Annotated in this window: 20 protein-coding genes; 12 read left to right on the plus strand and 8 right to left on the minus strand. The window is 53.9% G+C overall.

The window, feature by feature from the left end; genetic code table 11:
• The first annotated feature begins 137 nt into the window (after positions 1-137).
• From ACLJR2_RS11515 to ACLJR2_RS11530, 4 genes are all read left to right on the plus strand, one after another.
• The gene (locus ACLJR2_RS11515; protein WP_000892056.1) at positions 138-1,205 is read left to right on the plus strand and encodes an AI-2E family transporter; all 1,068 of its coding nucleotides are present in this window, start codon (positions 138-140) and stop codon (positions 1,203-1,205) included.
• A gap of 275 nt (positions 1,206-1,480) precedes the next feature.
• On the plus strand, positions 1,481-2,668 hold the full coding sequence (locus tag ACLJR2_RS11520; RefSeq protein ID WP_001533732.1) for a sugar diacid recognition domain-containing protein: 1,188 nt from the start codon (positions 1,481-1,483) through the stop codon (positions 2,666-2,668).
• 67 nt (positions 2,669-2,735) lie between these two features.
• On the plus strand, positions 2,736-4,004 hold the full coding sequence (locus ACLJR2_RS11525; protein ID WP_000200859.1) for a GntP family permease: 1,269 nt from the start codon (positions 2,736-2,738) through the stop codon (positions 4,002-4,004).
• 5 nt (positions 4,005-4,009) lie between these two features.
• Positions 4,010-5,149 carry a glycerate kinase gene (locus ACLJR2_RS11530; RefSeq protein ID WP_000706377.1) on the plus strand — a complete coding sequence of 380 codons (1,140 nt, stop codon included), beginning with the start codon at positions 4,010-4,012 and terminating at the stop codon, positions 5,147-5,149.
• Positions 5,150-5,195: 46 nt separating this feature from the next.
• On the opposite strand, the gene bcp is transcribed toward ACLJR2_RS11530, so the two are convergent.
• Together bcp and ACLJR2_RS11540 are read right to left on the minus strand one after the other, a co-directional pair.
• Positions 5,196-5,666 (minus strand): thioredoxin-dependent thiol peroxidase, encoded by a 471-nt coding sequence (gene bcp, locus ACLJR2_RS11535; RefSeq protein WP_001068686.1) that lies wholly within the window; start codon positions 5,664-5,666, stop codon positions 5,196-5,198.
• Complete coding sequence (locus tag ACLJR2_RS11540; protein ID WP_000189061.1) at positions 5,666-6,238, minus strand: glycine cleavage system transcriptional repressor; 573 nt, start codon at positions 6,236-6,238, stop codon at positions 5,666-5,668. The genes bcp and ACLJR2_RS11540 overlap by 1 nt, the downstream gene beginning before the upstream one ends.
• Before the next feature lie 145 nt (positions 6,239-6,383).
• Between ACLJR2_RS11540 and dapA the strand changes: the two genes are divergently transcribed.
• From dapA to tmcA, 5 genes are all read left to right on the plus strand, one after another.
• A complete protein-coding gene (gene dapA / locus ACLJR2_RS11545; RefSeq protein WP_000494020.1) occupies positions 6,384-7,262 on the plus strand; it encodes a 4-hydroxy-tetrahydrodipicolinate synthase in 879 nt (292 codons plus the stop codon).
• 16 nt (positions 7,263-7,278) lie between these two features.
• Positions 7,279-8,313 carry an outer membrane protein assembly factor BamC gene (gene bamC / locus ACLJR2_RS11550; protein WP_000331877.1) on the plus strand — a complete coding sequence of 345 codons (1,035 nt, stop codon included), beginning with the start codon at positions 7,279-7,281 and terminating at the stop codon, positions 8,311-8,313.
• A 174-nt stretch (positions 8,314-8,487) separates the two neighbouring features.
• Entirely contained in the window at positions 8,488-9,201 is a 714-nt protein-coding gene (gene purC, locus ACLJR2_RS11555) for a phosphoribosylaminoimidazolesuccinocarboxamide synthase (RefSeq protein WP_001171630.1), read from the plus strand.
• A 130-nt stretch (positions 9,202-9,331) separates the two neighbouring features.
• Positions 9,332-10,195 (plus strand): neutral zinc metallopeptidase, encoded by an 864-nt coding sequence (locus ACLJR2_RS11560; protein ID WP_001267523.1) that lies wholly within the window; start codon positions 9,332-9,334, stop codon positions 10,193-10,195.
• A 15-nt stretch (positions 10,196-10,210) separates the two neighbouring features.
• Positions 10,211-12,229, plus strand: a complete 2,019-nt coding sequence (tmcA, locus tag ACLJR2_RS11565; protein WP_001279828.1) for a tRNA cytosine(34) acetyltransferase TmcA — start codon at positions 10,211-10,213, stop codon at positions 12,227-12,229.
• Between the two features lie 26 nt (positions 12,230-12,255).
• Here tmcA and ACLJR2_RS11570 read toward each other — a convergent pair whose 3' ends face one another.
• The 3 genes from ACLJR2_RS11570 to ACLJR2_RS11580 are packed head-to-tail and all read right to left on the minus strand — an operon-like array spanning position 12,256 to position 13,971.
• Positions 12,256-12,456: a YpfN family protein gene (locus ACLJR2_RS11570; protein WP_000383839.1), complete on the minus strand. Its 201-nt coding sequence runs from the start codon at positions 12,454-12,456 to the stop codon at positions 12,256-12,258.
• 27 nt (positions 12,457-12,483) lie between these two features.
• On the minus strand, positions 12,484-13,611 hold the full coding sequence (dapE, locus tag ACLJR2_RS11575; RefSeq protein ID WP_001533777.1) for a succinyl-diaminopimelate desuccinylase: 1,128 nt from the start codon (positions 13,609-13,611) through the stop codon (positions 12,484-12,486).
• Between the two features lie 3 nt (positions 13,612-13,614).
• On the minus strand, positions 13,615-13,971 hold the full coding sequence (locus tag ACLJR2_RS11580; RefSeq protein ID WP_000631923.1) for an ArsC family reductase: 357 nt from the start codon (positions 13,969-13,971) through the stop codon (positions 13,615-13,617).
• 412 nt (positions 13,972-14,383) lie between these two features.
• Between ACLJR2_RS11580 and ypfM the strand changes: the two genes are divergently transcribed.
• The gene (gene ypfM / locus ACLJR2_RS11585; RefSeq protein ID WP_001386977.1) at positions 14,384-14,443 is read left to right on the plus strand and encodes a protein YpfM; all 60 of its coding nucleotides are present in this window, start codon (positions 14,384-14,386) and stop codon (positions 14,441-14,443) included.
• 101 nt (positions 14,444-14,544) lie between these two features.
• Here ypfM and acrD read toward each other — a convergent pair whose 3' ends face one another.
• Both acrD and narQ read right to left on the minus strand, forming a co-directional pair.
• On the minus strand, positions 14,545-17,658 hold the full coding sequence (gene acrD / locus ACLJR2_RS11590) for a multidrug efflux RND transporter permease AcrD (RefSeq protein ID WP_001533680.1): 3,114 nt from the start codon (positions 17,656-17,658) through the stop codon (positions 14,545-14,547).
• Between the two features lie 184 nt (positions 17,659-17,842).
• Positions 17,843-19,543, minus strand: coding sequence for a nitrate/nitrite two-component system sensor histidine kinase NarQ (gene narQ / locus ACLJR2_RS11595; protein ID WP_000216814.1), 1,701 nt, complete (start codon positions 19,541-19,543; stop codon positions 17,843-17,845).
• A 185-nt stretch (positions 19,544-19,728) separates the two neighbouring features.
• On the opposite strand from narQ, the gene aegA reads away from it, so the two are divergent.
• Positions 19,729-21,690 carry a formate-dependent uric acid utilization protein AegA gene (gene aegA / locus ACLJR2_RS11600; RefSeq protein WP_001078937.1) on the plus strand — a complete coding sequence of 654 codons (1,962 nt, stop codon included), beginning with the start codon at positions 19,729-19,731 and terminating at the stop codon, positions 21,688-21,690.
• Positions 21,691-22,138: 448 nt separating this feature from the next.
• Here aegA and pbp4b read toward each other — a convergent pair whose 3' ends face one another.
• Positions 22,139-23,437, minus strand: a complete 1,299-nt coding sequence (gene pbp4b / locus ACLJR2_RS11605) for a penicillin binding protein PBP4B (protein WP_000673293.1) — start codon at positions 23,435-23,437, stop codon at positions 22,139-22,141.
• Between the two features lie 203 nt (positions 23,438-23,640).
• Between pbp4b and nudK the strand changes: the two genes are divergently transcribed.
• Entirely contained in the window at positions 23,641-24,216 is a 576-nt protein-coding gene (gene nudK / locus ACLJR2_RS11610; protein ID WP_000084036.1) for a GDP-mannose pyrophosphatase NudK, read from the plus strand.
• Positions 24,217-24,270 lie beyond the last annotated feature (54 nt).

Below are 24,270 nucleotides of genomic sequence, written 5' to 3' on the forward strand. Positions count from 1 at the left end.
TTCATAAGTGTAACTGTGATGAGCACAGACTCACTATTTTAGTTTCCTGAATCAACGATAAAAAGCGAAGTCTTTTTTGTGACATTTCGATACAATTCGGCATCACAATCCCGCAGTTGAGTTCTGGGAAGGGTTTTATGCTCGAAATGTTAATGCAATGGTATCGCCGTCGCTTCAGCGACCCGGAGGCGATTGCCTTGCTGGTCATTCTGGTGGCTGGTTTTAGCATCCTCTTTTTCTTTAGCGGCCTGTTAGCGCCGCTGCTGGTCGCTATCGTACTGGCCTACCTGCTGGAGTGGCCGACGGCGCGCCTGCAGGCGATTGGCTGTTCCCGGCGCTGGGCAGCCTCCATTGTCCTTATCCTCTTTGTCGGCATTCTGTTATTAATGGCGTTTGTGGTGATGCCGATTGCCTGGCAGCAGGGTATTTACCTGATTCGTGATATGCCCGGTATGCTGAATAAACTGTCCGATTTTGCCGCGACCTTGCCGCGACGCTATCCGGCGCTGATGGATGCGGGCATTATTGATGCGATGGCGGAAAACATGCGTACCCGGATGCTTAACATGGGCGATTCGGTGGTGAAGTATTCGCTGGCTTCGTTAGTCGGGCTACTGACGCTGGCGGTATATCTGGTGCTGGTGCCGCTGATGGTCTTTTTCCTGGTAAAAGATAAAGAGCAGATGCTGAATGCCGTGCGCCGCGTGCTGCCGCGTAATCGCGGGCTGGCGGGGCAGGTGTGGAATGAGATGAATCAGCAGATCACCAACTATATCCGCGGAAAAGTGCTGGAGATGGTGGTGGTGGGCGTGGCGACCTGGCTGGGCTTTTTGCTGTTTGGCCTCAACTATTCGCTACTGTTGGCGGTACTGGTGGGCTTTTCGGTCCTGATCCCCTATATCGGCGCCTTTGTGGTGACAATTCCGGTGGTGGGCGTCGCGCTGTTTCAGTTTGGCCTGGGGACGGAATTCTGGAGCTGTTTTGCCGTTTATCTGATTATTCAGGCGCTGGATGGCAATCTGCTGGTACCGGTACTTTTCTCCGAAGCGGTGAATTTGCATCCGCTGGTGATTATTCTGTCAGTGGTGATTTTCGGCGGTCTGTGGGGTTTCTGGGGAGTGTTTTTCGCCATTCCATTGGCGACGCTGATTAAAGCCGTTGTCCATGCCTGGCCGGATGGTCAGGTGACAGATGCCTCATCCTGAGCGGCCTGTACAAAAGTTGTAAAGCGTGAACGACATCATAGTGCCCTGCCGCCATTTTGCGCACGCCTGATGAGGGACAAGCGCTTAGAAAGCCGCTCTTTTTTTAATGCCGCACCGTGTTGCGGCATTTTTATTGTCGGAACCTACAAAATTCTCGCTGTAAAGCCGCCAAAATTTGGTGACTTAGCCTAAGCATTCTTCTGAGAAATTCGTTAATAAGTGACATCATTGATGCGAGATTGTTTTTTTAATGTGAAGCGATAACGAAACAGGGAATGAGTGTGTTGAGAAAACATTACTTGAAAGGGTATACCGCGCGGCAAATTGTACAGCGAGCCATGAAAATTATTCCTTACTCGGTAAACGTCATGGATGAACATGGCGTCATTATCGCGTCTGGCGAACCTTCGCGGCTTCGCCAGCGTCATGAAGGAGCCATTCTGGCGCTGAAGGAAAACCGTATTGTAGAAATTGATTCCGCTACCGCCAATCAGCTAAAAGGCGTGCGATCCGGCATTAATCTTCCCATCTCTTTTCATGAACAGCTTATCGGCGTGGTCGGCATTACCGGCGAACCGGAGGAGGTTCGCGCGTATGCCGAGCTGGTTAAAATGGCGGCGGAGCTGGTGATCGAGCATATGGTGCTGATCGAACAGCGACAGTGGGATAAACGCTATCGCGAAGAGCTGATCAACCAATTGATTTTGCGAGAAAATTCAACAGAGTCGTTGCGCTCTATGGCGGCCTATCTGGGCATTGATCTGGCGGTTCCCAGAGTGGTGCTGATTATTGAACTTTCCCAGCCGGATCGCGAAGCGCTGCGCAATGTAATGGATTATTTCGAGAATCACGCGCGCAACCATTTGGTGACGTTTACCGAATTTAATGAATTAATCATTATTAAGCCTATCACGTTAAAAGAGGGAAAGTGGAATACCCGCCAGGAAATGGGTGAATTGCAGATTTTTAAATCATGGGCTGCATCATCGGGCTTTAGCCGTATTTTGGTTGGGGGCTATTTTGCCGGCGAGACGGGATTGCACCGATCTTTGCTCACTGCGAGAGCCACGCAGGCGATGGCGAAAAGACAAAAGCTGCGCAGCCAGTACATTTTTTATCATGACCACGCGCTTCCCGCGCTGCTAAGCGGGCTGTCTGAAAGTTGGCAAGTGCAGGAGTTATCGCGTCTGTGGCTGCAACTGGCGCAACATGACGCGAAAGGCGTATTGCAACAGACGCTGCGGACCTGGTTTGAACATAATTGTGACCTGACGCAAACGGCCAAAGCATTGCATATTCATGTGAATACATTGCGCTATCGCTTACAGCGCTGTGAGGATATTACGCACATAAAAATCAATGAGTTAAAAAGTACGCTTTGGCTTTATATCGGTATGGAGCTCCAGGCCGAATCTGTACCGTCCGACAAGTTACCGCTGCCAGGTCGAATCGAAATTTGTTGAAAGCTCCAGCGGATTTTTAGGCGGGTTTTTCCATACTGCGCGCTCCATGTTAAAGGAGGCGCAGTATATGACGTCGATATCCACCCTGGGAGCCATTGCCGCATTGGTTGTGGCCATCGTATTAATTTTAAGAAAAGTGTCGCCAGCCTACGGCATGATGGCGGGCGCGCTGGTCGGCGGTTTGATTGGCGGCGCCGATCTTCTGCAAACCGTGTCGTTGATGGTGTCAGGCGCGCAGGGCATCGTTAATGCCGTATTGCGTATTCTGGCCGCAGGCGTACTGGCGGGCGTATTAATTGAGTCCGGGGCGGCGAATACGATTGCTGAGACGATTGTCCGCAAAGTGGGGGAAACCCGGGCGTTATTGGCATTAGCCATTGCCACACTATGTCTGACCGCCGTCGGCGTATTTATTGATGTGGCGGTGATTACCGTCGCGCCGATTGCGCTGTCGATTGCGCGTAATGCAGGGCTGTCAAAAAGCGCTATTCTGCTGGCGATGGTCGGCGGCGGCAAAGCGGGTAACGTGATGTCACCCAACCCGAACGCTATTGCCGCCTCCGATGCGTTTCATGTTCCTCTTACCTCTATTATGCTGGCGGGCGTGGTTCCGGGCATCGTTGGGCTTATTATCGCCTATCTGTTAGCGAAACGGCTGAATAATAAAGGCGCGGGCGTCGCCGATCATGAAGTGACTCACCATGATGACTCCGTCGCCAGACCCGGCTTTCTGGTGGCGATTAGCGCGCCGCTGGTCGCTATTTTCCTGCTTTCTCTCCGTCCGTTTGCCGGCATTTCCATTGACCCGTTAATTGCCCTGCCCGTAGGGGGATTGGTCGGTCTGCTGTTGATGGGACGCGCGCGCCACTGTAACCAGTACATGGTCGCCGGTCTGATGCGTATGGCGCCTGTCGCTATTATGTTGCTGGGAACCGGTACGCTGGCCGGCATTATCGCTAATTCCGAACTTAAAGATGTCCTGATTCATGGCCTCACCGCTTCGGGATTGCCGTCCTGGCTGCTGGCGCCCGTGTCTGGCGCCATGATGTCAATGGCGACGGCCTCAACCACGGCGGGAACGGCGGTGGCGTCCGGCGTTTTCTCTCCCACGTTACTTGAACTTGGCGTTTCCGCCCTGGCGGGAGCCGCTATGATCCATGCGGGCGCCACGGTGCTGGACCATCTGCCGCACGGCAGCTTTTTCCACGCGACGGGCGGCAGCGTCAATATGCAAATTCATGAACGTTTAAAGCTAATGCCGTATGAAACGCTGGTGGGGTTAGCCATTACCTTTATTTCTACTCTGATGTTCGGTTTCTTTGGTTTTGCAGGATAATCCCTATGAAAATTGTTATTGCTCCTGATTCATTTAAAGAAAGTTTGTCCGCAATGGCGGTCGCTGAGGCGATAGAAAAGGGGTTCCGCGAAATTTATCCTGACGCCGACTACGTTAAAGTGCCCATGGCGGATGGTGGGGAAGGAACCGTACAATCAATGGTGGAGGCCAGCGGCGGGCGTTATGTCGACCAGTGGGTACAAGGCCCGCTTGGGCAACCGGTGGCCGCGCGCTGGGGAATGCTGGGCGATAGCGATACCGCCGTGATTGAAATGGCGGCGGCATCCGGGCTGCATCACGTTTCGCCTGAATTGCGCAACCCGCTTAATACCACCAGCTACGGCACCGGCGAGTTAATCGTCGCGGCGCTGGAGCGTGGCGTAAAGCGTATTATTCTGGGAATTGGCGGCAGCGCGACGAATGACGGCGGCGCGGGGATGATGCAGGCGCTTGGCGTTATATTGCGCGATAAACAGGGGCGCTCGCTTTCTCCGGGCGGCGAGGCGCTGGCGGCGCTGGCCTCTATCGATCTGTCCGGTTGTCACCCATTGCTGCGTAAGGTATCGATAACCGTGGCGTGCGATGTCAACAATCCGCTGTGTGGTCCCCAGGGCGCATCGGCCATTTTTGGCCCACAAAAAGGGGCGACAGCGGAAATGGTGAACACCCTGGACGCGGCGCTGGAAAACTGGGGCCGGCATATTTATCAGGCTACGGGACGTGAGGTGATTAATGCTCCCGGCGCGGGCGCGGCAGGTGGAATGGGCGCCGCGCTTTTAGGGTTGCTCAATGCGGAATTACGCGCCGGCGTAGAGATTGTCGTGGAAACGCTACAGCTTGAGCAGGCGGTTAAAGATGCCGATCTGGTGATTACCGGAGAAGGTCGGCTGGACAGCCAAAGTATTTGCGGCAAGACGCCGATTGGCGTCGCCAGAGTGGCGAAGCGGTATCATAAACCGGTTATCGCGCTCGCCGGTGGGCTGCAACACGATCATCACGTTGTGTATCAGCAGGGTATCGATGCGGCGCTGTCGATTTTGTCGCATATCGTTACGCTGCCGGAAGCCTTACACGAGGCGGAATATAACCTGAGCCTGTCGGCGCGCAATGTGGCGGCGATATGGCGTCTGGCGCGGCAAGCCTGACGGCGCATTCCCTTTCCAGGCCGCACATCAGCGCGGCCTGAGGCTTTTACGCGTTTTCTTTCAGCCAGTTCAGCACCACATCATGGTGATTGCTGGTTTTAAAATCATTAAAGACGTGCTCAATCTTACCATCAGCGTCAATCAAAAAGCTGATGCGGTGAATGCCGTCATACGTTTTGCCCATAAACGACTTTTCGCCCCAGACGCCGAACTGTTCACACACCTGATGGTTTTCATCGGACAAAAGGGTAAAGTTCAGCAGCTCTTTTTCAGCGAAACGGGAGAGTTTTTCAGGTTTATCGGTGCTGATGCCCAGCACGTCCACGCCTGCTTTTTTGAGCTCGTCCATGTTATCGCGTAAGCCGCAGGCCTGCACGGTACAGCCGGGTGTCATGGCTTTTGGGTAGAAATAAACCAGAACGCGCTGTCCCTGGAAGTCGGTCAAATTTACTTGTTCCCCGTCTTGATCCGGCAAGCTAAATTTCGGTGCGATATCACCGGCTTTCAGTGGATTCATTACTTAACTCCATCCTGTTCATCATGTTGTGAGTAATTGACGACGTTTATACTGCCTTGCGCATTGAGTTCTGTACATAGTGCTTTAAAGGCTTGCTCAATATTTGCGGAATTTTGCGACGCCGGGCTATGTGCGGTGATTTGAATAAATAATTGCGCAGCTTTATCACCTTCAGCCGGCTGCGTGCGGGAGACCAGCTCCGCAATATTCATTTCATGACTATTAAACAGCGCGGTGAATCGCTCAATTAAATGCGGGGAGTCGGCGACCTCAACCTGAACCCATACCGTCGCGGGCATTGCCGGGCGGGGACGGTCGGACGTCCGTTTCATCACAATCAGCAGATCCAGCTCCGCGCCTTTTAACGGCAATGTCGATTCAATCAAGGTAATCGCGTTCCACGTGCCGGACAACAGCATAATAAACGTGAATTCATCGCCCAGCATCGCCAGTCGGCTGTCTTCGATATTACAGCCGCAACTGCTGACATGGCGAGTAATGGTATTCACAATACCGGGCCTGTCGGCGCCCAGCGCAGTGATAACCAAATAGTGTTGTGATGACGGTGTCAAACCAGTTATTCCTTTGAGCGGTGAGGTAATCTTAAGGAAACCATAAAAAAAACCTGCATACAACAATCAGAACGGCTTTGGTCGCTTGCTTTTATTGCCATACCAAACGTACCATTGAGAGACTTGTTTGCACAGAGGATGGCCCATGTTCACGGGAAGTATTGTCGCGCTTGTTACGCCGATGGATGAGAAAGGTAACGTCAGTAGGTCTTGCCTGAAAAAACTCATTGATTATCATGTCGCCAACGGTACCTCGGCGATTGTTTCGGTTGGCACTACCGGCGAGTCTGCCACGCTAAGCCATGATGAACATGGCGATGTCGTGATGATGACGCTGGAACTGGCTGACGGACGTATTCCGGTTATCGCCGGCACGGGCGCAAACGCGACCGCGGAAGCGATTAGCCTGACGCAGCGTTTTAACGATAGCGGTATTGTAGGCTGCCTGACGGTAACGCCGTACTACAATCGTCCCACGCAGGAAGGTTTGTTCCAGCATTTCAAAGCCATCGCGGAACACACTGACTTGCCGCAAATTCTGTATAATGTGCCGTCCCGTACCGGTTGCGATATGTTGCCGGAAACCGTGGGTCGTCTGGCGGAAATAAAAAATATTATCGCTATCAAAGAGGCGACAGGGAACTTAACCCGCGTTCACCAGATCAAAGAGCTGGTTTCAGACGATTTTATTCTGCTTAGCGGCGATGACGCGTCTGCGCTGGACTTTATGCAACTGGGTGGTCATGGCGTGATTTCCGTTACGGCTAACGTAGCGGCGCGCGAGATGGCTGACATGTGCAAACTGGCGGCGGAAGGGCAATTTGCCGAGGCGCGCGCTATCAACCAGCGTCTGATGCCGTTACACAACAAACTATTTGTCGAACCCAATCCTATCCCGGTGAAATGGGCATGTAAGGCATTGGGTCTTGTGGCGACCGACACGCTGCGCCTGCCAATGACGCCTATCACGGACCATGGTCGTGACATCGTCAAAGCAGCGCTTCAGCATGCTGGCCTGCTGTAAAGTTTAGGGAGATTTGATGGCTTACTCAGTACAAAAGTCGCGCCTGGCGAAGGTTGCGGGTGTTTCGCTTGTTTTGCTGCTCGCTGCCTGTAGTTCCGATTCGCGCTACAAGCGCCAGGTAAGCGGCGATGAATCCTATCTGGATGCCGCGCCGCTTGCTGAACTTCACGCCCCGGCAGGAATGATCCTGCCGATAACGACCGGCGACTACGTTATTCCGGTCACGAAGGGGAGCGGCGCGGTTGGTAAGGCGTTGGATATCCGTCCGCCAGCGCAGCCGTTAGCGTTAGTGAGCGGCGCGCGTACCCAGTTCTCTGGCGATACCGCTACGCTATTGGTGGAAAATGGTCGTAGCAGCACGCTGTGGCCGCAAGTCGTCAGCGTGATTCAGGCGAAAAATTATCCGATTGAAAAACGTGACGATGCCAGCCAGACCCTGACGACCGATTGGGTGAACTGGAACCGCCTGGATGAAGACGAACAGTATCGTGGACGTTATCAAATCTCGGTGAAGCCGCAGGGCTATCAGCAGGCGGTAACGGTAAAACTGGTTAATCTGGAACAGGCTGGCAAGCCGGTCGCTGACGCGGCGTCGCTGCAGCGCTATAGCACTGAAATGATGAACGTCATTTCCGCCGGTCTGGATAAGACCGCTACGGATGCGGCAAATGCCGCGCAGAACCGTTCCGCCGCAACGATGGATGTGCAGAGCGCCGCTGATGATACCGGTTTACCTATGCTGGTCGTTCGCGGTCCGTTCAACCTCGTGTGGCAGCGCCTCCCGGCCGCGCTGGAAAAAGTGGGCATGAAAGTCACCGACAGCACTCGCTCTCAGGGCAGCATGGCGGTAACGTACAAACCGTTGTCTGACAGCGACTGGCGGGATCTGGGCGCTAGCGACCCGGGCCTGGCATCCGGAGACTATAAATTGCAGGTTGGCGATTTAGATAACCGCAGCAGCTTGCAGTTTATCGATCCTAAGGGGCATACTCTGACGCAAAGCCAGAACGACGCGCTGGTTGCCGTCTTCCAGGCAGCGTTCAACAAGTAATTTAACAGGGCTGGAGTAATCCGGCCCTTTTTTCTGATAAGATACGCAAACGTGTGCGTCGGTACAAAAACGCGATTTAACCGCTATTTCGCACCACAATTACAGGCCGGCGTCTCCGGCAGGCGTAGCAGGAAATGAATACTTATCGTTAATTCACACCCAGGAGTGTTAAAGATGCAAAAGCAAGCTGAGTTGTATCGTGGTAAAGCGAAAACCGTATACAGCACGGAAAACCCGGACCTGTTGGTGCTCGAATTCCGCAATGATACGTCAGCAGGGGATGGCGCGCGCATTGAACAGTTTGATCGCAAGGGCATGGTAAATAACAAATTCAACCATTTCATTATGACCAAACTGGCCGAGGCGGGCATCCCGACCCAGATGGAACGTTTGCTGTCTGATACCGAGTGTCTGGTGAAGAAGCTGGAGATGGTGCCGGTTGAATGTGTGGTGCGCAACCGTGCGGCTGGGTCGCTGGTCAAGCGTCTGGGCGTGGAAGAAGGCATGGAGCTTAACCCGCCGATATTCGATCTGTTCCTGAAAAACGACGCGCTGCACGACCCGATGGTGAATAGTTCCTACTGTGAAACGTTCGGTTGGGTAAGTCAGGAAAATCTGGCGCGTATGAAAGAGCTAACCTACAAAGCCAACGACGTACTGAAAAAACTGTTTGATGACGCGGGTCTTATCCTGGTGGATTTCAAACTGGAGTTTGGCCTGTATAAAGGCGAAGTGGTGCTGGGCGATGAGTTTTCGCCGGACGGCAGCCGCCTGTGGGATAAAGAGACGCTGGACAAAATGGACAAAGACCGCTTCCGCCAGAGTCTGGGCGGTCTGATTGAAGCCTATGAAGCCGTCGCGCATCGCCTGGGCGTGAAATTAGATTAATTCCGCTTCTGACCGGGGGGCAACCGCTCTCCGGTATCATCCTTTCCTCATTCTGATAGCGTTTACCTGTGGTAATCCTGCGCCTGACCGCCTACGATCATCTGTATAACAAAGAGAGAATGAGGTGATTATGCGCTGGCAAGGGCGTCGTGAAAGCAACAATGTAGAGGACAGACGTAATCGGCCTGGCGGCCCTTCGCTGGGGGGCCCTGGCTTTCGTCTTCCGCGCGGGAAAGGCGGCATCATTCTGTTGGTGGTGGTGTTGGTCGCAGGGTACTATGGGGTGGATTTAACCGGTCTGTTGACCGGTCAGCCGGTTTCGCAGCAGCAGTCGACGCGTTCGATAAGCCCCAATGATGATGAAGCGGCAAAATTTACCTCGGTGATCCTGGCGACGACCGAAGATACCTGGGGGCAACTCTTTCAAAAAATGGGCCGCGGCTATCAGCAGCCAAAACTGGTGATGTACCGTGGTATGACGCGTACCGGCTGTGGTGCGGGTCAGTCCGTGATGGGGCCGTTTTACTGCCCGGCGGACGGCACCGTTTATATCGATCTCTCATTTTACGATGATATGAAAAATAAGCTGGGCGCGGACGGTGATTTTGCCCAGGGTTATGTCATCGCCCACGAAGTCGGCCACCACGTACAAAAACTGTTAGGTATTGAGCCGAAAGTACGCCAGTTGCAGCAAAACGCGTCGCAAACGGAGGTGAATCGCCTTTCGGTGCGCATGGAGCTACAGGCGGATTGCTTTGCTGGCGTGTGGGGACACAGTATGCAGCAGCAAGGCGTACTGGAGGCGGGCGATCTGGAAGAGGCGCTCAATGCCGCACAGGCTATCGGCGACGATCGCTTACAGCAACAGGGGCAGGGGCGCGTCGTGCCGGATAGTTTTACCCACGGCACCTCAGAACAGCGCTACAGCTGGTTTAAGCGTGGATTTGACAGCGGTGACCCGGCGCAATGTAATACGTTTGGCAAAAACTTTTGATAAACTGGGGCAGGGATGTCTGATATCGATGCGCTACAGGCGTTAACGTCGCAAATGACACAGGAAGGCATTCGCCGTTTACTGGTCATCAGCGGCGATGCGGCGTGGTGCCGGGAGCGGGCCGAGGCGATACGCGCTGCATTGCCCGGTGACTGGCTGTGGGTCGCGCCAGACGCGCCCGCACAGCCGCGCTGTACGCCACAGGCGTTACAAACGCTGCTGGGCCGTGAATTTCGTCATGCGATATTTGATGCCTGGCAGGGCTTTGACGCCGCAGCGTTTGCCGCCCTGAGCGGGACCTTGCGGGCCGGAAGCTGGCTGCTTCTGCTGATGCCGCCGTACGAGACGTGGGAAAGCAGGCCTGATACCGATTCACTGCGCTGGAGCGACTGCGCGCAGCCTATCCCTACACCGCAGTTTGCACAGCATCTTAAACGGACTCTTTCCCGCGATCCGCAAACGCTGCTGTGGCGACAGCGCCAGCCGTTTTGCTGGCCATCTTATCCTTCCCGTGAACGCTGGCGACCCGCCACCGGCGAGCCGCAGCCGGAGCAGGCGGCTATCTTATCGCGTTTACGTGAAATGCCGCCCGGCGTGGCGACGGTGATTGCCCCCCGTGGGCGCGGCAAATCGGCGCTGGCCGGGCAATTCATCTCCCGGATGGCGGGCACGGCTATCGTGACCGCACCGGCGAAAACGGCAACGGATATCCTGGCAGCGTTTGCCGGTGAGCGGTTCTGTTTTATGGCGCCGGATGCGTTGCAGGCGAGCGGGGCAAGAGCCGACTGGCTGGTGGTTGACGAGGCGGCGGCAATCCCCGCGCCGCTGCTGCTGCAACTGGTTTCGCGCTTTCCCCGCATACTACTCACCACCACCGTTCAGGGCTACGAAGGCACCGGACGCGGTTTTTTACTTAAGTTTTGCGCCCGTTTTCCGCAGCTTCACCGCTTCACGCTTCGTCAGCCTGTCCGCTGGGCGCCAGAATGCCCGCTGGAAAATATCGTCAGCGAGGCGCTGATATTCGACGATGAAGCGTTTGCGCAGGCGCCGCATGGCGCGATAGCAATCTCGGCGTTTTACCAGCAGACCTGGAGGGAGACGCCCGTGTTGCCGAGGGCTGTGTATCAATTACTGTCGGGGGCGCACTATCGTACTTCGCCGTTGGATCTGCGCCGAATGATGGATGCGCCAGGGCAGCATTTCTTGCAGGCTACGGCGAATAACCGTGTGGCGGGCGCCCTCTGGCTGGTCGAAGAGGGCGGGTTATCCGCAGAACTCAGTCAGGCTGTATGGGGCGGTTTCCGGCGGCCGCGTGGAAATCTGGTGGCGCAGTCGCTGGCGGCGCACGGTAGCGACCCTTTAGCCGCGACGCTGGTCGGGCGTCGCGTAAGCCGTATCGCGGTGCACCCCGCCCGCCAGCGCGAAGGCATCGGTCAGCAGTTGATTGCCTGCGCGTGCGAGCAGGCGGCGCAGTGTGATTATCTTTCCGTCAGCTTTGGCTATACGCCGGAGTTGTGGCGCTTCTGGCAGCGCTGCGGTTTTGTGCTGGTACGGATGGGCAACCATCGGGAGGCGAGCAGCGGTTGCTATACGGCGATGGCGTTATTGCCGCTGAGCGACGCGGGAAAACGGCTGGCGCAGCAGGAACACCGACGTTTGCGCCGCGATGCGGATATCCTGACGCAGTGGAACGGCGAGGCGATACCGCTGGCGGCGTTAGATGAACAGGCGCTTAATGATGAAGACTGGCGTGAGCTGGTCGGTTTTGCGTTCGCGCACCGCCCGCTACTGACATCGTTAGGTTGCCTGCATCGTTTACTGCAATACAGCGCATTGCCATTACCGGCGCTGAGAGGGCGGCTGGAAGAAAAAGCCAGCGATGCCGAACTGTGCGCCCGGCTACGCATTTCAGGCCGTAAAGCTCTGCTGGCGTTGCAGCGTGCGCAGGCGGCGCAGGCGCTGATTGCGCTGGATGCCGGACGAACGCAGCGTTTACGCGACGTAATGCCCGGCGGTGGGGACCATGCCGGATAGCGATACCTGTCCGGCATGTTATCCGGTTACTTTTTCGGCTGATCTTTCTTCGGCCAGTCGTCTTCATCGTCCCACTTATCGTTAAAATCGCGATGCGGGGGCAGCTCAGGTTTATTGGCAAGGAATTTCTTATGGTCGATGCGTTTGAGATCTTTGATCACATTCAGCAGTACGCCTACCAGAAACACCAATACCAGAATCCACCAATATTTTGCCAGCCAGTCCATGCTTATTTCCTCTTACCGGAACGCTCATCAGGCGACGAGCTGTTCCATAATGCGTTGATACATACGGGCCAGTAGCTGGAGATCGGCGGCATTCACACATTCATTAATTTTATGAATGGTGGCGTTCACCGGCCCCAGTTCTACCACCTGCGCTCCCATACGGGCGATAAAACGTCCGTCGGACGTACCGCCCGTCGTCAGTAATTGCGGTTTAATTTCATTATAGTGCTCAATGGCGTTTACCACCGCGTCCACCAGCTTGCCGCGTGCGGTCAGGAACGGCTGGCCGGAAAGCCACCAGTCTACGGTATAGCGTAGCTGATGCTTCTCAAGCAGCGCATGTACCCGCTCTTTGATCATCTCATCGGTCAGTTCCGTGCTGAAACGGAAGTTAAACTGCACGAACAGTTCGCCGGGAATGACATTATTGCTGCCGGTGCCTGCCTGGATATTGGCTACCTGCATACTGGTGGCCGGGAAAAAGTCATTGCCCCGATCCCACTCGATAGCGACCAGTTCATTAAGAAAAGGCGCGGCGCGATGAACAGGGTTATCCGCCAGATGCGGATAGGCGACGTGCCCCTGAACGCCATGAATAGTGAGGTTACAGGTGAGGGAACCGCGGCGCCCGTTTTTGACGACATCGCCCACAATTTCAGTACTGGAAGGTTCGCCGACCAGACAGTAATCCAGCCGCTCGTTACGGGCCATCAGCGCTTCAACCACCTTTACGGTGCCATTTTTTGCGCTGGCTTCCTCATCAGAGGTAATCAAAAACGCGAGGCGGCCCCGGTGATGAGGATGCTGCGCAACAAAACGTTCAGCAGCCACCACCATGGCCGCCAGTGAACCTTTCATATCCGCCGCGCCGCGACCGAACAACATTCCGTCGCGAATCGTAGGCTCAAACGGCGGATTGATCCAGCGATCGACATCGCCAGCCGGTACGACGTCAGTATGCCCGGCGAACGCCAGCGTTTCGCCACGCCCACTCCATGCCCAAAAATTTTGCGTGTCGCCAAAATCCATATGCTCAATGGTAAAACCGATTTTACGCAGGCGTTCAATCATTAATGCCTGACAGCCTGCGTCATCCGGACTCAGGGAGGGGCGACGAATAAGTTGCTGTGTCAGCTCAATAACCGGGCACGACATAGACTACACCTCATCAAAAAACTGCTGATAACGGGATTCACTGAAACCAAGCAGCATAGGCTTCCCGGGCGCGCAGAGCAATGGGCGTTTGATGATTGCCGGCTGTTCAACCATGAGAGCAGCGGCGGAGTCGGCATCGGTAATCCCGCTGCGGTCGCCTTCATCCAGTTTGCGCCATGTTGTGCCGCGCGTATTCAGTAACGGCTGCCAGCCGAGTTCGGCAATAAAGGTATTAAGAAGAGGGAGGTCTATGCCATCCACACGGTAATCGTGAAAACGATAATCAATGCCATGCTCCTCCAGCCAACGGCGCGCTTTTTTGATCGTGTCGCAATTCTTAATGCCATAGAGGGTAATCATATTGAATCCTTTAACGCGAAATTCGAATAAATAATCAATAGTATCGTCTGCGGGATAATAAGTGTGGCTGTTAATGGTTATTTATCCAGCGCTGATCGGCAATCAATATAACATTGTTGAGTGAATGTGAATAATGATTCCAAAACGTTCCAGATGTGGCTTGTTTATAATTCGCGAGGAAAATCCTATTTTGCGCACATGCAATTGATTGTTTTTTAACCCGATTTGATAAAGTAGTAGAAAAGGTATTAATGTTGCTAAATATTGCAGTAAGTCACATAAAATTTACGGCTACAGCGCCATAGTAATATCATAGACAGCATAACCAGAGGATATCGCAACAATCGGTTAAATGAACTTCTCTCTATACCGCTAACTACGTAGAATACCCATAATAATAAGAGAGGCTATTATGATTGAACGTGAACTGGGGAACTGGAAAGATTTTATCGAAGTCATGCTTCGTAAATAAATGCCTGGAAGGCACCGCGCTCCCATAGGGGATAAGAAAAGGCGACTCAACGAAAGTCGCCTTTTTTGTGCCCGACACCTCGTATCAGGCTGGCCGGGAGCTTATTCCGGGCGCGGCTTCAGCGGGAAGCGGCGACGTATCAGCACGAAAAACAGGGGTACAAAGAAGATAGCCAGAATGGTTGCTGAGATCATTCCCCCCATCACGCCGGTTCCGACAGCATGTTGGCTACCCGAGCCTGCCCCGGTGCTGGTGGCCATCGGCAATACGCCAAAGATAAACGCCAGCGAAGTCATCAGTATCGGTCGCAGGCGCTGGCGGCTGGCGTACAGCGTGGCGTCTAACAGCGCGTGTCCCTTCTGATTCATTTCGTTGGCGAATTCCACAATCAGAATCGCGTTTTTCGCCGAGAGGCCGATAACGGTCAACAGCCCCACCTGGAAGTAAACATCGTTTTCCAGCCCGCGCATCCAGGTAGCGAGTAGCGCGCCAATGACGCCGAGCGGCACAACCAGCATCACCGAGAAGGGCACCGACCAGCTTTCATACAATGCCGCCAGACACAGGAAGACGACTAATAGCGAAATAGCGTACAGCGCGGGCGCCTGCGCGCCGGAGAGCCGTTCCTGGTAAGACATGGCTGTCCATTCCAGGCCAAAACCGCCCGGTAGCTGATGCACCAACGACTCCATGACATCCATCGCCGTCCCGGTACTAACCCCCGGCGCGGCCTCTCCGACAATTTCTACCGCCGAATAGCCGTTATAGCGTTCCAGACGCGGCGAGCCGGTTTCCCAGCGCGAGGTGGCGAAGGCGGAGAAGGGGACCATGCCGCCATCTTTGTTACGGACATACCAAAGATTAATATCATCCGGCAACATACGATATTTCGCTGCGGCCTGAACATAGACCTTCTTCACGCGGCCCCGGTCCATAAAGTCGTTGACGTAGCTCGATCCCCAGGCTGTTTGCAGGGTGTCGTTGATATCGTCAATTGATACGCCCAGCGCCTGCGCTTTCCGTTGGTCAATATCAATTTGCAGTTGCGGGCTGTCGTCCAGGCCGTTGTGGCGCACGCGGGTCAAGGAACTGTTTTTCCCGGCCAGCTCAATGAGTTGATCTCGTGCGGCCATCAGCGCGTCATGGCCTGCTCCGGCGTGATCCTGTAATTCCATATCAAAACCGGCGGAGCTGCCCAGACCGCTAATTGCCGGCGGGCTGCTGGCGAAGACGCGAGCTTCTTTAATCTGGTTAAACGCTTTTGTCGCCCGCTCAATAATGGCGAACGAGGAGCCGGTGGTGGGATCGCGCGCGTCCCAGTCTTTCAAGCGAACAAACATGCGCGCGACGTTTTGCCCATTCCCGCCGGGGCCGGAACCTACCGTCGAGAAGACCGACATAATGTTGTCTTTCTCATGGGTGAAGTAATAGTTTTCAACCTTTTCAACGACTTTCAGGGTCTGCTGTTGCGTAGAACCGCTCGGTAGCTGGATAGACGTAGTGAACATGCCCCGATCTTCTTGCGGTAGAAAGGAGGTGGGGAGACGCAAAAACAGGAACACCATGCCGCCAAGCAACAGAACATAAATCAGAATCCAGCGCAGGCTGCGATGCAAAATTTTCGCTACGCCTTTCTCATAACGTTCGGCATTACGATTGAAGGTACGGTTAAACCAGCCGAAAAATCCGCGTTGCCCGTGCTGTTCGCCTTTGTGCAGCGGTTTTAATAACGTTGCGCACAGCGCCGGTGTCAGGATCATGGCGACCAGCACCGACAGCACCATTGCCGAGACAATGGTGATAGAAAACTGACGATAAATCGCCCCGGTGGTACCGCCAAAGAACGCCATCGGCACGAATACCGCAGACAGCACCATCGCGATACCGACCAGCGCCCCCTGGATTTGTCCCATGGATTTGCGCGTCGCTTCACGCGGCGTGAGCCCTTCTTCGCTCATGATACGTTCGACGTTTTCCACCACCACGATGGCATCGTCGACCAGGAGCCCGATCGCCAGCACCATCGCGAACATGGTTAATGTGTTAATACTGTAGCCGAACGCGTAAAGCACGGAGAAGGTGCCCATTAATACTACCGGCACGGCGATCGTCGGAATCAGCGTGGCGCGAAAGTTTTGCAGGAACAGGTACATCACCAGGAAAACCAGCGCGATAGCCTCCAGCAACGTTTTGACCACATCGATAATCGAGGCTTTGACAAAGGAGGTGGTTTCATACGCGATCTTGTATTCCAGCCCTTGAGGGAAGTACTGCGCCAGCTCGTTGAGGCGATCCAGCACCAGCTTCGCGGTCGCCATTTCGTTCGCGCCGGAAGCCAGCTTAACGCCAAGACCGGAAGCCGGCTTGCCGTTAAAACGGCTGAGGTAGTCATACTTTTCCGCCCCCAGCTCCACGGTGGCGACATCGCCCAGTTTGACCTCGGAACCGTCCTGATTAACGCGCAGGGTGATATCGCGAAATTGTTGCGGCGTTTGCAGCAGTGACTGCGCATTAATGGTGGCGTTCAGCGCCTGTTTGTCGACCGAAGGCGTACCGCCAAGCTGCCCGACGGCGATTTGCGCATTCTGCGACTCAATTGCATCGGTCACGTCTTTCGTGGTCATCTGAAAACTATTCAATTTGGCCGGATCGAGCCAGATACGCATAGAGTACTGTGAACCATAAGCGTCAATATCGCCGACGCCGTTGACGCGGCTGAGCGGGTCCTGAATATTACTGGCGACGTAGTCGGCGATATCCTGCTTGTCCATAGAACCGTCGGTAGAGACGAAAGCGATGGTCAAAATATTGGTATCGCCCGTTTTGCGTACCGTGACGCCTTGATCCTGTACCGCCTGCGGCAGTTTACGCATCGCGGACTGTAACTGGTTTTGCACCTGCTGAACCGCCTCATCAGGATCGGTTCCCGCAATAAAGCTCAGGGTGATGGTCGCCTGTCCGGTTCCGCTGCTTTGTGATGACATGTACATCAGATTATCGAGGCCCGTCATATTCTGCTCAATAACCTGGGTTACGGTATTTTCCAGCGTTTGCGCCGACGCTCCCGGATAATTCGCGGTAATACGTACGTTGGGCGGCGCCAGATCGGGATATTGTTCAACAGGTAAAGAGAAAATGGCTAACGCCCCTGTCAGACACAACAGGATAGCCAGCACCCAGGCAAAAATGGGGCGATCGATAAAAAAATTCGCCATTAAAGGGAAACCTCGTGTTTCTACATATCGTTATAGATTTGAACTGCTTCACTGTAGCGGCAAGCTACGAGCCAAACGTGGAGAAATAAAGGAGATAATGTAAATTATCATGCGCTTTTACAGCATACTTTTTGTGCCAACGCCGGAAAGCCTGACATCTGGCCTTCCGGCGATTTGCCGTTCTTTACGTTAACTGACTCTCTTCCTTGTTGGAGGAGCGAAAACTGATACTGACCAGTGTGCCGCCGCCGGAGGGTTGCGAAAAATTCAGCGTGCCGCCAAGGCGCTCCGCGCGCTCACGCATTATATTCAGACCATAGTGTCCGGCAGGCTCATGCGGTTCGCCGATACCAATGCCATTATCGCGAATATAAACGGTATGATCGCCGTCAGGCGCGGTGACGCAGCTCACGGCGATTTCGCTCGCGTTGGCGTGTTTAATGGCGTTCAGGACCGCTTCGCGCACAATTTGCAACAAATGCACCTGCATTTGCGCATCCAGCGCCAGCGTGGGTAAACGGCAATCCAACGTGAGTTTGGCCGGGGTCTGACTCTGTAAATCTTCCAGCATCTCATGCAATGCGGAGGGTAAATCGGCCTGCTGTAACGTCAGACGGAACGTGGTGAGTAGCTCGCGAAGCTGACGGTAGGCGTCGTTCAGCGCTCTGGAAAAATCCGCCATGATGCTTTGCGCGCCGGCGTTATCCTCAGGAATAGCGCGCTTCAAAAGCGTTAACTGAATACGTAAATAAGAAAGTACCTGCGCCAGCGAATCGTGTAGCTCACGGGCAATCGTCGCGCGCTCTTCCATTAACAAAAGTTGCTGGAAGTGTTTTTGCGCCTGATTAAAGTACAAACCACGCCCCAGCATCGTGGAGACGCTGTTCAGCAGCGGCGTAGAGGCATTAACGTTGGGGCTTTGCCAGTGGAGTTCGCCATAGACCGTGTCCTGCATCGTCACTGGCAGCATTTGCATCGGCAGGTCGGGGCTTTGCGTGCCTTCGCTAATCCGCCAGTTATCGCCCACGGTTAACTCCAGATACCAGGCGGCGTCATGTTCACGGACAATTTGCAAAATATGGCGAAAACAGTGGACGTCGATTTGGCTGGTATTCAGCGCCTGAGAGCACTGGTATAACACCTCCAGGCGGCGGTGCGCTTCGTGCAGATCGTGCGTTTTTTCTTCCACCGAGGCTTCCAGCGAACGGTAAAGTTTATGCAGCTCGCTCGACATCTGGCTAAACGTTTTCGCCAACAATCCCAGCTCATTGGGTAAGCTGGTATCCAGCGGCAGCGGGGCGAACTGACCATGTTCAATACGCTGACTGGCGGTGACCAGTTGATTCAGCGGGCGAACGACCTGCTGGCGAATACGCCGTAGGGTAAAAAAGACCAGAGTAAATATGCCGATACCGCCCGCCAGCGATATGGCGACGACCAGCATGACTTTACGCTCGGCGTAATGCTGTAACGCCAGAACGAAGAGATCAATTTGATCGACATAATTGTTGATATTGGTCTGATACCAGGCAATGTCGCCGTCCTGTAGGCGGCTATTCATCTCCAGCCAGTTGGCGTGCAGGCGCGCGTAGCGAGTTTTCACCGCCTGCGGCACATACCAGGCGTTGAGATTTTGCAGTACCGGCGAGTTGAGCGCGTGCTGGAAAAGTTGACGATGCGCATTAATCTGCGGGCTACGGCTTTGCAGATCGTAACCCAGCCGATAGCTCTGCATTCGTAGCGAACCGGCGATATTGATCGCTTCGGCATCCCGTAAACTGCTGGTCAGCGTCAGTAATGCGCTGCCGGTGGACAGAATAGACAACAGCACAATATAGAAAAAAGCCTTAGCCAGACTGGCTGAGACCGGGCGTTTAACCGTCACGCTGGCACTCCCCGCATTTAGCTGAATCGCAATTGCATTTGCTTTGAAATAAATTGATCTGCCACAGGTTCTGGACAGATAGTTGTGCTTCCTGGGCAGATGAACATTGCCGACCCCGCCTTCGTCAGTTAATAACAATGCTCATATAAAGAATAAGGTTTTTACAACCAAAACAGAAGGATGCCATGAATCGTTTTATTATGGCCAATAGCCAGCAGTGTCTGGGCTGCCATGCCTGCGAGGTCGCCTGCGTAATGGCTCACAATGATGAGCGACATGTCCTGACGTCACAGCGCTATCAGCCCCGAATTACTGTCATTAAACATCAGCACCAGCGCAGCGCGGTCACATGTCACCATTGCGAAGATGCGCCCTGCGCCCGTAGCTGTCCGAACGGCGCGATCGCGCATATTAACGACAGCGTGCAGGTCAATGCGCAGAAGTGCATCGGCTGTAAATCCTGCGTCGTCGCCTGCCCATTCGGCACCATGCAGATGGTATTGACGCCTGTCGCGCCAAACCAGTTCAAAGCCAGCGCGCATAAATGCGATCTGTGTCAGGGACGTGAACAGGGTCCGGCCTGCGTGGAAAATTGCCCGGCGGATGCGTTGCAACTGGTCACCGAAGACTCGTTGACCCGTCTGGCTAAAACGCGACGGCTGCGTACCGCCCGGCAGGAGATTCGCCCCTGGCATACCGTGGATACACAACACAGTGGGGCAGCAAGCAGCAAAGCCGAGCGTATGCAGGCGACGCCGCCGCGCGGCGAACCGGATAAACTGGCGATTGAAGCGCGTAAAACCACCTTTGAGGAAATTTATCTGCCGTTTCGCGCCGCGCAGGCCGAGCGTGAAGCGGCCCGCTGCCTCACATGCGGGGAACACAGTATCTGCGAATGGACCTGTCCGCTGCATAACCATATTCCCCAGTGGATCGAACTGGTGAAAGCCGGCGATATTGATGCGGCGGTAGAGCTTTCTCACCAGACCAACTGCCTGCCGGAAATTACCGGGCGCGTCTGTCCGCAGGACCGGCTATGCGAAGGCGCGTGTACACTCCGCGATGAGTATGGCGCGGTTACCATCGGCAACATTGAGCGCTATATCTCCGATCGCGCTCTGAGCAAAGGCTGGCGTCCCGACCTGTCGGACGTACAGAAGAGCGACAAGCGCGTGGCGATTATCGGCGCGGGGCCGGCAGGTCTTGCCTGCGCTGACGTGCTGGCGCGCCATGGCGTAAGCGCCACCGTCTACGATCGCCATCCGGAAATCGGCGGTTTGCTCACCTTTGGTATTCCGGCTTTCAAACTGGATAAATCTCTGCTGGCGCGCCGTCGGGAAATCTTCAGCGCGATGGGGATTCGTTTTGAGCTTAACTGCGAAGTGGGGAAAGATATTTCTCTGGAGACGCTGCTGGAGAGTTATGACGCCGTCTTTGTCGGGGTAGGGACCTACCGTTCCATGAAGGCTGATTTACCGAATGAAGACGCGCCGGGGGTATATGATGCGTTGCCATTCCTCATCGCCAATACCAAACAGGTGATGGGCCTTCCGGCGTTGCCTGACGAGCCGTTTATTGATACTGCGGGTCTTAACGTGGTTGTGCTGGGCGGCGGTGACACCGCAATGGACTGCGTACGTACGGCGCTGCGTCATGGCGCTGCTAACGTCACCTGCGCTTATCGCCGCGATGAGGCCAATATGCCGGGGTCGAAAAAAGAGGTGAAAAACGCGCGGGAAGAGGGCGCGAACTTTGAATTTAACGTTCAGCCGGTTGAGTTGGTGCTGGATACGCACGGGCGCGCCAGCGGTATTCGCTTTTTGCGTACGCGGCTTGGCGAACCGGATGGTCAGGGGCGACGCCGCCCGGTACCTGTACCGGACAGCGAGTTCGTGATGCCGGCGGATGCGGTCATTATGGCGTTTGGTTTTCATCCGCATGGTATGTCGTGGCTGGAATCGCATGGCGTGAAGGTGGATAACTGGGGACGTATTGCCGCCAGCGTCGAGAGCGAGTTTCGTTACCAGACGTCCAACCCGAAAATTTTCGCCGGCGGAGATGCGGTGCGCGGCGCCGATCTGGTGGTGACGGCGATGGCAGAAGGCCGACATGCCGCGCAGGGGATACTCGACTGGTTAGCTAAATAAGCATATTTGTAGGCCGGTTAAGGCCTGGAACGGTTAAATGATTGAGTGATAAAAAATCTTAAACTTATTGGCTAACCTTACTCCGTTTGCAGAAATGTTGACGCTCGCAGGGCTGGACGCCCTGCGATAAACATTTTCCCGTCGGGTCGACGTTTAACAGGCCTGATGAGGCCAATCTTAGTATTGAAAATAGAGTGTAAATTGAAGGAAGGGACGCTATCAGAATCCCTTCTTAGAGCCTATCCCATTAGGGCTATTTTACTTGCCATTTTGGTCCTGGGCAGTGCTCGCCAAAACGCGTTAGCGTTTTGAACGCCGCTTGCGGCGGCCCGAAGGGCGAGCGTAGCGAGTCAAACCTCACGTACTACGTGTACGCTCCGGTTTTTGCGCGCTGTCCGTGTCCAAACTGGCTGCGCCAATAACGCCTGGTGGGACAGGCTCTTAATTTTTATTTTAAGGAACCATATATCTGGTCAACAATCCAGCCATATGTCGCCGCAGGTAATAATCCACTGACAAAAACATTCGGATTCACTTTAGGATTTGCTACCGGCGAGTGCGGCCTGTTACCTAAAATCACAATCGCCATATGATTAACCGGATCGATAGACGTCAGCGTTCCGGTCCATCCGGTATGTCCATACGTTTGCGGACTGGCTAATACCCCGAACGTGGGGGTCATTGAGGCGTTGCCGTTAACGCGCCACCCCAGACCAAAGGTAGCGTCTTCTGGCGAGCGGCGAGTAAACTGCGCAACCGTTTTGTCGTCGAATAGCTTCACGTTACCGTAGCCGCCCCCATTGAGCATGACTTGCATTAACACAGCCATATCATGGGTGTCAGAAAACAGTCCGGCGTGTCCTGAAACGCCGCCCATTGAGTACCAGGCTTTTTCGTCATGCACCTGGCCCCATAGTGTATTGGTGCGAATATTGGGGAAATGAATCACGCCGTCACGCGTGTTGCCGTGTAGTTCCGTTGCGGCGATTTGCGGCGGCGTGAAGCCTTTCATCAGCGGGTTAAAGACGGTATGTTTTAATCCGAGCGGTTTATAAATGGTGGTTTCGACGTAGCGATCTAATGGCATTGCCGTTATCGATTCAATGATAAAACCAAGAATCATATAATCCACGTCGCTGTAGATATGCTTCGACCCAGGTTGATATTCCAGCGGTGTCTTTTTAATCATCTCCAGAGTAGTGCTTTTACTCTGTGAAAATAATTTACCGGCGACGTTTTTATTGGGATATTGTGGGTCGGCAGGAAAGCCCGCGACGTGATGAAGAATATCAATAATGCGGAGTTTATCTTTGCCTTTTATTTTATCCCCAGGCATATCCTTAAAGCCGGGGATATATTTTGATACCAAATCATTGACATCTATTTTTCCTTCATACACTAGTTTTTGCAATGCGAAGTTAGTGGCATACATTTTTGTGTTTGAAGCCAGATCATACATCGTATTAGTGGTCGCCCGAATGGGATGGGCTAACAGCGTGGAACCGTCATATTTTTTGGCATAGCCCCAGGCTTTTTGTAGAACAATATGATTATCTTTTATCACCAGAAGATTGATGCTGGGATATCCGGCATCAATTTGATTTTGAATCCAGCCATCAAGTCGGTGAAGTTTTTGGCTATCAAACCCTACCTGATCAGGGCTCGCGGTGGTCAATACCGGATACTCAACGGCAAAAGCTGAAAGGGAAAACGTCAGTAGAACCGTCGCAACGAGAGTAAATTTCATGATGATTCCCTCAGTCTCACTCCGGCCGTCAAATCATATCGCGAGCATGGACTCTGCGGCCCGGAGAAGCAGAATATAGTCATGGCAGTGACAGAAAAATATGGCTGTACGTCCGTTCAGTCGGCATTAAGGATTAACCCTTCAGCAGACAAAACCGACCTCACGGCGTAATATTAATGCTCTTTTTACACCCTGGAGCCAGCATGTCGCAAACCATTACGCTTATTAAGGATAAAATTCTTTCTGATAATTATTTTACTCTGCGCAACATTACCTATGACCTGACCCGTCGTAATGGCGAGGTTATCCGTCACAAGCGTGAGGTTTACGATCGCGGGAATGGCGCAACTATTCTGCTTTACAACTCAACTAAAAAAACCGTGGTTCTGGTTCGTCAGTTTCGCGTGGCGACATGGGTCAACGGTAATCAAGACGGTATGTTAATTGAAACCTGCGCTGGCCTGCTTGATAACGACGAGCCGGAGGTCTGTATCCGTAAAGAGGCCATTGAAGAGACAGGGTATGACGTTGGTGAGGTACGCAAGATATTTGAGCTTTATATGTCGCCAGGCGGCGTCACGGAGCTGATTCATTTCTTCATTGCCGAATATCATGATAGCGAGCGTGCCAACATCGGCGGCGGCGTGGAGGACGAAGAGATTGAGGTGCTTGAACTGCCGTTTTCCCGGGCGCTGGAAATGGTGCGCTCAGGCGAGATTCGGGACGGTAAGACCGTGTTATTGCTTAACTATTTACAGACGTCTCATCTAATGGACTGAAAAAAAAGAAATATATTTCTTTACACAAAAAAGACCAATCCGATAAATCTGATT

The sequence above is a fragment of the Salmonella sp. SAL03688 genome (assembly GCF_046551895.1).
Classification (GTDB): Bacteria; Pseudomonadota; Gammaproteobacteria; order Enterobacterales; family Enterobacteriaceae; genus Salmonella; species Salmonella enterica.

Excerpts from the sequence above, each read along its gene's own strand:
- ACLJR2_RS11515 (WP_000892056.1), top strand. The coding sequence starts at position 138 with ATGCTCGAAATGTTAATGCAATGGTATCGCCGTCGCTTCAGCGACCCG.
- ACLJR2_RS11520 (WP_001533732.1), top strand. The coding sequence starts at position 1,481 with ATGAGTGTGTTGAGAAAACATTACTTGAAAGGGTATACCGCGCGGCAA.
- ACLJR2_RS11525 (WP_000200859.1), top strand. The coding sequence starts at position 2,736 with ATGACGTCGATATCCACCCTGGGAGCCATTGCCGCATTGGTTGTGGCC.
- ACLJR2_RS11530 (WP_000706377.1), top strand. The coding sequence starts at position 4,010 with ATGAAAATTGTTATTGCTCCTGATTCATTTAAAGAAAGTTTGTCCGCA.
- bcp (WP_001068686.1), bottom strand. The coding sequence starts at position 5,666 with ATGAATCCACTGAAAGCCGGTGATATCGCACCGAAATTTAGCTTGCCG.
- dapA (WP_000494020.1), top strand. The coding sequence starts at position 6,384 with ATGTTCACGGGAAGTATTGTCGCGCTTGTTACGCCGATGGATGAGAAA.
- bamC (WP_000331877.1), top strand. The coding sequence starts at position 7,279 with ATGGCTTACTCAGTACAAAAGTCGCGCCTGGCGAAGGTTGCGGGTGTT.
- purC (WP_001171630.1), top strand. The coding sequence starts at position 8,488 with ATGCAAAAGCAAGCTGAGTTGTATCGTGGTAAAGCGAAAACCGTATAC.
- ACLJR2_RS11560 (WP_001267523.1), top strand. The coding sequence starts at position 9,332 with ATGCGCTGGCAAGGGCGTCGTGAAAGCAACAATGTAGAGGACAGACGT.
- tmcA (WP_001279828.1), top strand. The coding sequence starts at position 10,211 with ATGTCTGATATCGATGCGCTACAGGCGTTAACGTCGCAAATGACACAG.
- ACLJR2_RS11570 (WP_000383839.1), bottom strand. The coding sequence starts at position 12,456 with ATGGACTGGCTGGCAAAATATTGGTGGATTCTGGTATTGGTGTTTCTG.
- dapE (WP_001533777.1), bottom strand. The coding sequence starts at position 13,611 with ATGTCGTGCCCGGTTATTGAGCTGACACAGCAACTTATTCGTCGCCCC.
- ACLJR2_RS11580 (WP_000631923.1), bottom strand. The coding sequence starts at position 13,971 with ATGATTACCCTCTATGGCATTAAGAATTGCGACACGATCAAAAAAGCG.
- acrD (WP_001533680.1), bottom strand. The coding sequence starts at position 17,658 with ATGGCGAATTTTTTTATCGATCGCCCCATTTTTGCCTGGGTGCTGGCT.
- aegA (WP_001078937.1), top strand. The coding sequence starts at position 19,729 with ATGAATCGTTTTATTATGGCCAATAGCCAGCAGTGTCTGGGCTGCCAT.
- pbp4b (WP_000673293.1), bottom strand. The coding sequence starts at position 23,437 with ATGAAATTTACTCTCGTTGCGACGGTTCTACTGACGTTTTCCCTTTCA.
- nudK (WP_000084036.1), top strand. The coding sequence starts at position 23,641 with ATGTCGCAAACCATTACGCTTATTAAGGATAAAATTCTTTCTGATAAT.